This window comes from Acinetobacter sp. YH12155 (genome assembly GCF_013418255.1).
Classification (GTDB): Bacteria; Pseudomonadota; Gammaproteobacteria; order Pseudomonadales; family Moraxellaceae; genus Acinetobacter; species Acinetobacter indicus.
Map to the genome: position 1 here is coordinate 1 of NZ_VPCK01000041.1, position 8,053 is coordinate 8,053.

The window sequence follows — 8,053 nt, forward strand, 5'->3', positions numbered from 1 at the left end:
ATGGAGAAATCTAATCGGTATGTTATACCTGAGAGAAGAGTGAGGAGTTATCCAAGGGTTGTAAAAGGAAAACCTCAAAAATACCCAAGAAAAAGCCAGTCAATCTCTTAACTGACTGGCATTATCCCAATTGGGAGGTTTTTTTAAGAGCTAAAGATTACTTCGAACCTTTAATCCCGGCTTGCAATAACAATGCACCCAAACCACCAATCTTATTGTCTTGTGGTTTTGCCGCTTGTGGCTTTTTGCCCTGCGGACGATCACCCTGCGGACGCGCCTGTTGCGGACGTTTACCCTGCGGCTTACGTTCAGTACGCTGTTCGTTTTGGTCACGGCGTGGCTGACGTGGTGCTTTCGCTGCTGCAGCACCTTCCGGACGCATCGACAGGTTCACACGGTTACGCTCAACATCTACCGTTAAAACACGTACTTGGACAATTTGACCCGGTTTCACCACTTTATGCGGATCAGACACGAATTCATTGGCCAGTTCAGAAATATGGACTAAACCGTCCTGATGCACACCGACATCCACAAAGGCACCGAAGTTGGTGACATTGGTGACCACACCTTCTAGCTGCATGCCTTCAGACAATTGTGATACTTCAGTAATATCATCACGGAATTTAGCGGTACGGAATTCCGGACGCGGGTCACGGCCCGGCTTTTCAAGTTCGCTCAGCACGTCCTGAATGGTTGGTAAACCAAACTGGTCGTCTACAAATTCTTCTGCATTGACCTGACGGATAATTTCAGTATTGCCAATAATATCTTTGACTGTAGTCGCTTTGGCTTCCACAATTTTAGACACCAGCGCATACGATTCCGGGTGCACCGCAGAGGCATCAAGTGGCTCAGAACCATTTTGAATACGCAAGAAACCTGCCGCCTGTTCAAAAGTACGCTCACCTAAACGTGGCACTTTTTTCAGGGCCTGACGATTATCAAAACGGCCATTTTCCTTACGGAAGTCCACGATTTGCTGGGCAATTGATTTGTTCAGACCAGCGATATAACCCAGAATTGCTGCAGATGCCGTATTCACATCCACACCCACCGAGTTCACACAGTCTTCCACCACCGCTTCCAGGGTTTTGGCCAAACCGGTCTGGTTCACGTCGTGCTGATACTGACCCACACCAATTGATTTCGGATCAATTTTCACCAGCTCTGCCAATGGATCCTGTAAACGACGGGCAATCGATACTGCACCGCGAATCGACACATCCAGTTCTGGAAGTTCTTGTGAAGCCAGTTCAGAAGCTGAATAAACCGAAGCACCTGCTTCAGACACCGAAACACGGGTCAGTTTCAGGTCAGAATTCGCGGCCATCATTTCAGCCACTAGCGCTTCAGTTTCACGGCTTGCGGTACCGTTACCAATCGCGATTAAATCGACGTTAAATTCACGGCAAAGACGCGCCAGTTCCGTTAATGAACCTGCCTTATCATCTTTTGGTGCAAATGGATAAATAGTGCTGTGCGCCAATACATCGCCTGATTCATTCACTACCGCCAGTTTCACACCGGTACGGATGCCCGGGTCAACGCCCAGCGTCGTACGTGCGCCAGCAGGTGCAGACAGCAGCAGATGACGGAGATTTTCAGCAAACACCTGCATTGCTTCTGCTTCAGCCGCCAGACGTTTTTCAGTCAGTAAGGAATGCTCAATGGTCGGGCGAACTTTACCCAGCCAGAACAGTTTTGCGGTCTGCTTTAAATAGTCCTGACGCGCTTGTGGCTGCACGGCATCTAAATTGTATTCGGTTTCAATACGTGCCAGTGGTGCTTCATCTTCACCATCAACTTTTAAGCCCAGCACGTTTTCCTGACGGCCGCGCAGCATGGCCAGCAAACGGTGCGATGGTACTTTGTTCAGGCTTTCAGAGAAATCGAAGTAATCACGGAATTTTTTACCAACTTCTTTTTTCTCATCACTGGCCACCAGACTTTTCAGCACGGCGGTTTTGGCGAAGGTTGCTTTCAGTTCAGTGGTGAGTGCAATATTTTGCGCCCAGTCATCAATTAAAATATGCTGAATCGCATCGAGCTGGCTTTCCAGGTCTGGATAATCTTCATGGCTAAAGCCTGCAAGCGCTTCTGCTGGATCAATCGCTTCTGCAAAGATTTTCTCTGCGATTGGACCCAAGCCGGCTTCTTTGGCTTTAAAAGATTTGCTGGTACGTTTTGGACGGTACGGCGCGTAAATTTCTTCTAAGGCATTTTTAGTTTCAGCCGCATTCACACGTGCCAATAAATCATCAGATAATTTATTTTGTTCTTTTAGTGATTCAATCACTTTTTCACGGCGTTCAAACAAATCACGCAAATACGCTAAACGTGTATCGAGCTGGCGAAGTTGCGTATCGTCTAAGCCCTGCGTTACTTCTTTACGGTAACGTGCAATAAAAGGAACACTGGCACCTTCATCAATGAGTTTGATGGCAGCTTCTACCTGATTTGGACGTACGGCAAGTTCTTTTGCCAACTGCTGAACTAAGTCAGTCATCGTGTTTGATCCCACAAGGATAAGTACTAAATGGCATGATTATAAAGACCAGGCCCATAAAATCCACAATTGTTTTATGAAATTTACAGATGGCGATTCTTGCCAATTCGCAGATATTTCACATTTTTGCGGTAAATTCATCATTTCAGGACCTTTTCTTCCCCAAATTGTGGGATTTATCTTCTATCATAGATGTATATATTTGGTATCTATGTCTTGATTTTAACTGCAATATTTGTTGCTTTAGAGCATAGTCAAGGCATACAGATGAATCGTATACTCAAAGTCAGTGAAAGCTTTGCATACGACCACAATAAAGAATAAAGGAGCACATCATGAGTTTAGTTGTACCTGCTGAAAATACAGATGCCGTACATACCGAAACTGACCGCGTTGAACGCATTCTCGTTGTCGATGATGATGTGCGTTTGCGTACGCTGTTACAGCGTTTTCTGGAAGATAAAGGTTTCGTGGTCAAAACTGCCCATGATGCTACGCAAATGGATCGCCTGTTACAACGCGAGCTGTTTTCCCTGATCGTGCTCGATTTCATGCTACCGGTTGAAGATGGCCTGAGCATTTGCCGCCGTTTACGCCAGTCCAGCATTGATACGCCAATTATCATGCTGACCGCACGCGGCAGCGACTCAGACCGTATTGCCGGCCTTGAAGCAGGTGCCGATGACTATCTGCCAAAACCGTTTAACCCGAATGAACTATTAGCGCGTATTCGTGCCGTATTACGCCGTCAGGTACGTGAAGTCCCAGGCGCACCAAGCCAGCAGATGGAAGTGGTCAGCTTTGGACCGTGGGCGCTAGATCTTTCGACCCGTACCCTGACCCGTGAAGGTCAAGTCGTGACTTTAACTACAGGCGAGTTCGCAGTGTTAAAAGCGCTGGTACAACATCCTCGTGAACCGCTGACCCGCGACAAGCTGATGAATCTGGCGCGTGGCCGTGAATGGGGGGCAATGGAACGTTCGATTGATGTGCAAGTGTCTCGTTTACGTCGCCTGATTGAAGAAAACCCGGCACGTGCGCGTTATATTCAAACGGTGTGGGGTGTGGGTTATGTCTTTGTTCCAGATGGTGCGGAATAAAGCTCACTCATCGAATCTATGACGGAGTCTTACGGTCTATTCCCCACTGATGGGATACAACCTGCGGTTCGCCTTACTTTTGTTTCGGCAAAAGTAAGCAAAACCATTGTCATCCGCAAAACTCGGCAAATTCCGTCATTTCAACCAATATTTCGCAGAAACATAAGTAATTTACTTGAGTCCTGCCTCAAACAGTTGCGGATGACCTAACGCGTATCCAATTTTGGGGGAGAACTTTCCCTTTTTAAAAAGGACTCATTGTGAAACTCGACCCCATCGATCCACAAGACTTTACCGACTTTGAAACCTATTCAGAACGCAAACGCACACCGTGGGAACGCTTTCTGGATAAAATCAAACCGCGCTCGGCTGCCATGCGGACCACCGTGCTGGTGCTGTTTGTGGTGATTTTCAGTCTGTTTATGTCACTATGGTTCTTTTGGCGTACCCTGTATCTGCCGGAAATCCAGCAACATGCCCGTTATCTGGCAGTTGAACTGGAAATTCTAAACAATCCGGAATTACGGATTTTCCATAATGATGCCGAAGTCGATGTGGATGCCTGGCTAAAAAACCGGGTCGGGATTGAATACATTACCGATCCCAAGGAATATCCGAATGTCCGTGACAAGGTTATTGCCGAATTCTTTACCCGACAAATCGAGAAAAAACTGGCCAATGAACTCAAAGCCGATGATGTAACCGTGTATTTCCAGTTCAAGCCCAGCCCACGTATCTGGATTCAAACCCCGGAAATGAACGGCCACTGGGTTCGTGAACCATTAAAAACCTATGCCAACTACAGCCCGGAACTGGTGTTTGGCTGGCTGCTCGGCATTCCGCTGCTGTCTGCGATTATTATTCTGACCTTGGTGCGTCAGCTGAACCGGCCATTACGCCGTTTGCAGGAAGCGGCCAACACCTATAGTCAAACCGGCAAAGCGCCTTATTTAGAAACCAACCACGGCCCACTGGAAATCCGTCAGGTGAATCAGGCTTTTAACCAGATGATTTTTACCCTGGAACAGACCGAGCGTGACCGCCGGATTATGCTGGCCGGAATTTCGCATGACCTGCGCACGCCTCTGACCCGGATTCGGCTGAGTGCAGAAATGATGCCGGATGAAGACTTTTTAAAAGAAGGCCTGATTTACGATGTCGAAGATATGGACGCCATTTTGGACCAGTTCATTTCCTATATGCGTGATGGCTCGGATGAAGAACTGCAAGATACCGATTTAAATGCCTTGTTACAGGAACTGGTGATCCAGTTTAAACCGCTGGACATTCGCTTTAGCCCGGAAGAATTACCGATTTTGCAGGCACGCAGCCTGTCGCTGAAACGCTTGATTGGCAACCTGATTAACAATGCCAAGCGTTATGGCACTGAACCGATTGAGCTGTCTGCCAAAGTGCAGGAACAATTTATCTGCATTAGTGTGGCCGATCATGGTGAAGGCATTCCTGAAGATCAGATTGAATCTTTAATGCAGCCTTTTGTGCGTGGGAATGCCGCACGTACCGTCCAAGGTAGCGGTTTAGGTCTGGCCATTGTGAAACGGATTGTCGATATTCACCAAGGCGAGCTGATTATTCGCAATCGCGAGCAAGGTGGACTGGAAGTCATCATCTCTTTACCGCTGCCCGAACAGCCAGATGATGAAAAAAACAACAGCAGCACCCTGGAAAAAATTAAGCAAAGTATTACAGAACATTTCTAAATCATGCTTAAACATTGATCAATCAGTTCCTGGTGAAGATTTGGCTTTTAATTTTTATTGTTGAATTTTCAACAAGATAAAAAGCATCAAATATATTTATACCTGCATTTTTTGAAAAAATTAGACCTTAGCCTAACAGGTATGCAAAATGGCTTTTTTGATGGGTACAATCGCCATCAGTTCTGATTTTTCAAACGAGAGTAAACCATGTCCCTAGATCGCATCCGTTTAGCTTCCCTACATGACAAGGTTATGAGTGCGGAGCAAGCTGCTCAATTCATCCAAGACGGTATGACTGTTGGTATGAGTGGCTTTACACGTGCCGGTGAAGCGAAAGCTGTTCCTTTGGCTTTAGTGAAACAAGCACAAGCGAATCCTCTAAAAATTACATTAATTACTGGTGCGAGCTTAGGGAACGATCTCGACAAACAACTGACTGAAGCCGGTGTACTGGCACGTCGTCTACCTTTCCAAGTGGATAACACTTTACGTAAAGCCATCAACAAAGGCGAAGTCATGTTCATCGATCAGCACTTGTCTGAAACAGTTGAACAAATGCGTAACCAGCAGCTGAAAAAGCCAGATGTAGCGGTAATTGAAGCCGTTGCGATTACTGAAGATGGCGGCATCGTGCCAACCACTTCTGTAGGTAACTCTGCAAGCTTTGCAATTTTTGCTGAAAAAGTCATTGTTGAAATTAACACCAACTTAAGCCCGGCGTTTGAAGGCTTACACGACATTTATATCCCGACCTATCGTCCAACCCGTCAACCAATTCCGTTGACCAAAGTTGACGAGCGTATCGGTACTCAAGCGATTAACATCGATCCTGCAAAAATCGTTGGTATCGTATTTAACAGCGAATTACATGACTCTCCATCAACTGTCACTGCACCAGATGACGAGACTCAATCGATTGCCAACCACTTGATCGCGTTCTTCGAAAAAGAAGTGGCTGAAGACCGTTTACCGAAAAACCTCGGTCCTTTACAAGCGGGTATTGGTTCAATCGCTAACGCAGTATTGACCGGCTTGAAAGAATCAAACTTCGAAGACCTGATCATGTACTCAGAAGTACTGCAAGACTGTACTTTCGAACTGATTGATGCCGGTAAAATGAAGTTCGCTTCAGGTTCATCTATTACCCTGTCTGCGAAATACGGCGAAAAAGTATTTAACAACCTGGAACAGTACAAAGATAAACTGGTTCTGCGTCCACAAGAAATTTCAAACCACCCTGAACTGGTACGTCGTTTAGGTATTATCGGCATCAACACTGCGCTTGAGTTCGATATCTACGGTAACGTGAACTCCACTCACGTATGCGGTACCAAAATGATGAACGGTATTGGTGGTTCAGGTGACTTCGCGCGTAACGCTCACCTGGCCATTTTCGTGACCAAGTCTATTGCCAAAGGCGGCGACATTTCATCTGTTGTTCCATTTGCATCACACATTGACCATGCAGAACACGACGTTGACATTCTGGTGACTGAACAGGGTCTTGCCGATCTTCGTGGTCTGGCACCGCGTGAGCGCGCTCGTGCGATTATCGACAACTGTGCACACCCAATGTACCGTGATGCATTAAACGACTACTTCGACCGCGCATGTGCAAAAGGCGGCCACACTCCTCACCTGTTACGTGAAGCGTTGGCTTGGCACAGCAACTTCGAAGAAAACGGTCACATGCTGGCCCAAGAAGCAGCGGTAAAAACGGCTTAATCTCGGCCTGAATCAGATCTAAAAAAACGCTCCTCTGGAGCGTTTTTTTATGGTTGGATAGTTTCCCCTATCACGTCATCTATTATCGGGTCGGGTTGCGTAACTGTGAGCTGATATCGGGGAACAAGCTATTGCCCAGATTCATCTCATAATCGACCACGCCTAAAGAGATATTGGGTAAATCAAGCTGGATCTTCCCATCCGGGCCACGAAATGGCGCCAGCAGGGTTTCCAGGCCACGTAGCGGGTTATCCGACTGCAAACCGGCGGCAATCGCCAGAATATGCTGCTGCAACGCGGGAGAAAGGTGATCCATATTGACCGGTTCTTTGGCCGGCATGGTAATGAGAACAGGCGGGGCCGGGTCAATGACCCGGTTTTGAGTGTCCTGCTGAATTTGCATGATCCGGTGCTGTAATGCCTTACGCTTTGCACGATCTTCCTGATACGGAATAAAGCCCACTTCCTGACGTAGTTCAGGTTCTGCCATGACCTGAAGCATTGCTAGACGCTCGGGTTGCGCCCAGACCGACGTTGAGCCGATTCCCAGCATAATCATTACAGTCGAGGAGAACATCTGAAAGCGCGTCATACACGGCCTCCTGAACAGTAATGAAACATGTCTCTCTATTAAACACCAGAATGCAATCTTATTCAGCAGGATTCGTGTTATTGAGCTGTTATTAGCGTAACACTGCTCCTGATTTGATAGCCAATCAATCCTGAAGATGAAAGATGAAAGATGAAAGATGAAAGATGAAAGATGAAAGATGAAAGATGAAAGATGAAAGATGAAAGATGAAAGATGAAAGATGAAAGATGAAGATCATGCTGCCATTTTTAAATGACATAAAAAAAGCCCCTGCAATGCAGTAATGCCAGTCAGTTAAGAGATTGACTGGCTTTTTCTTGGGTATTTTTGAGGTTTTCCTTTTACAACCCTTGGATAACTCCTCACTCTTCTCTCAGGTATAACATACCGATTAGATTTCTCCATT

Annotated in this window: 5 protein-coding genes; 3 read left to right on the forward strand and 2 right to left on the reverse strand. The window is 46.5% G+C overall.

Annotation, left to right across the window (positions count from 1 at the left end):
• Positions 1–157 precede the first annotated feature (157 nt).
• Positions 158–2,509 (reverse strand): Tex family protein, encoded by a 2,352-nt coding sequence (locus tag FTU86_RS13490; RefSeq protein WP_180048596.1) that lies wholly within the window; start codon positions 2,507–2,509, stop codon positions 158–160.
• A 335-nt stretch (positions 2,510–2,844) separates the two neighbouring features.
• Here FTU86_RS13490 and ompR point away from each other — a divergent pair, with 335 nt between their 5' ends.
• The 3 genes from ompR (at position 2,845) to FTU86_RS13505 (ending at position 7,055) form a co-directional block, all read left to right on the forward strand.
• Positions 2,845–3,609, forward strand: a complete 765-nt coding sequence (gene ompR / locus FTU86_RS13495; protein ID WP_005180561.1) for a two-component system response regulator OmpR — start codon at positions 2,845–2,847, stop codon at positions 3,607–3,609.
• Between the two features lie 260 nt (positions 3,610–3,869).
• Positions 3,870–5,330, forward strand: coding sequence for an ATP-binding protein (locus FTU86_RS13500; protein ID WP_075167846.1), 1,461 nt, complete (start codon positions 3,870–3,872; stop codon positions 5,328–5,330).
• Positions 5,331–5,537: 207 nt separating this feature from the next.
• Entirely contained in the window at positions 5,538–7,055 is a 1,518-nt protein-coding gene (locus FTU86_RS13505; protein ID WP_005180567.1) for an acetyl-CoA hydrolase/transferase family protein, read from the forward strand.
• A gap of 82 nt (positions 7,056–7,137) precedes the next feature.
• On the opposite strand, the gene FTU86_RS13510 is transcribed toward FTU86_RS13505, so the two are convergent.
• A complete protein-coding gene (locus tag FTU86_RS13510; RefSeq protein WP_180048595.1) occupies positions 7,138–7,647 on the reverse strand; it encodes a hypothetical protein in 510 nt (169 codons plus the stop codon).
• Positions 7,648–8,053: the final 406 nt, after the last annotated feature.

Excerpts from the sequence above, each read along its gene's own strand:
- FTU86_RS13490 (WP_180048596.1), bottom strand. The coding sequence starts at position 2,509 with ATGACTGACTTAGTTCAGCAGTTGGCAAAAGAACTTGCCGTACGTCCA.
- ompR (WP_005180561.1), top strand. The coding sequence starts at position 2,845 with ATGAGTTTAGTTGTACCTGCTGAAAATACAGATGCCGTACATACCGAA.
- FTU86_RS13505 (WP_005180567.1), top strand. The coding sequence starts at position 5,538 with ATGTCCCTAGATCGCATCCGTTTAGCTTCCCTACATGACAAGGTTATG.
- FTU86_RS13510 (WP_180048595.1), bottom strand. The coding sequence starts at position 7,647 with ATGACGCGCTTTCAGATGTTCTCCTCGACTGTAATGATTATGCTGGGA.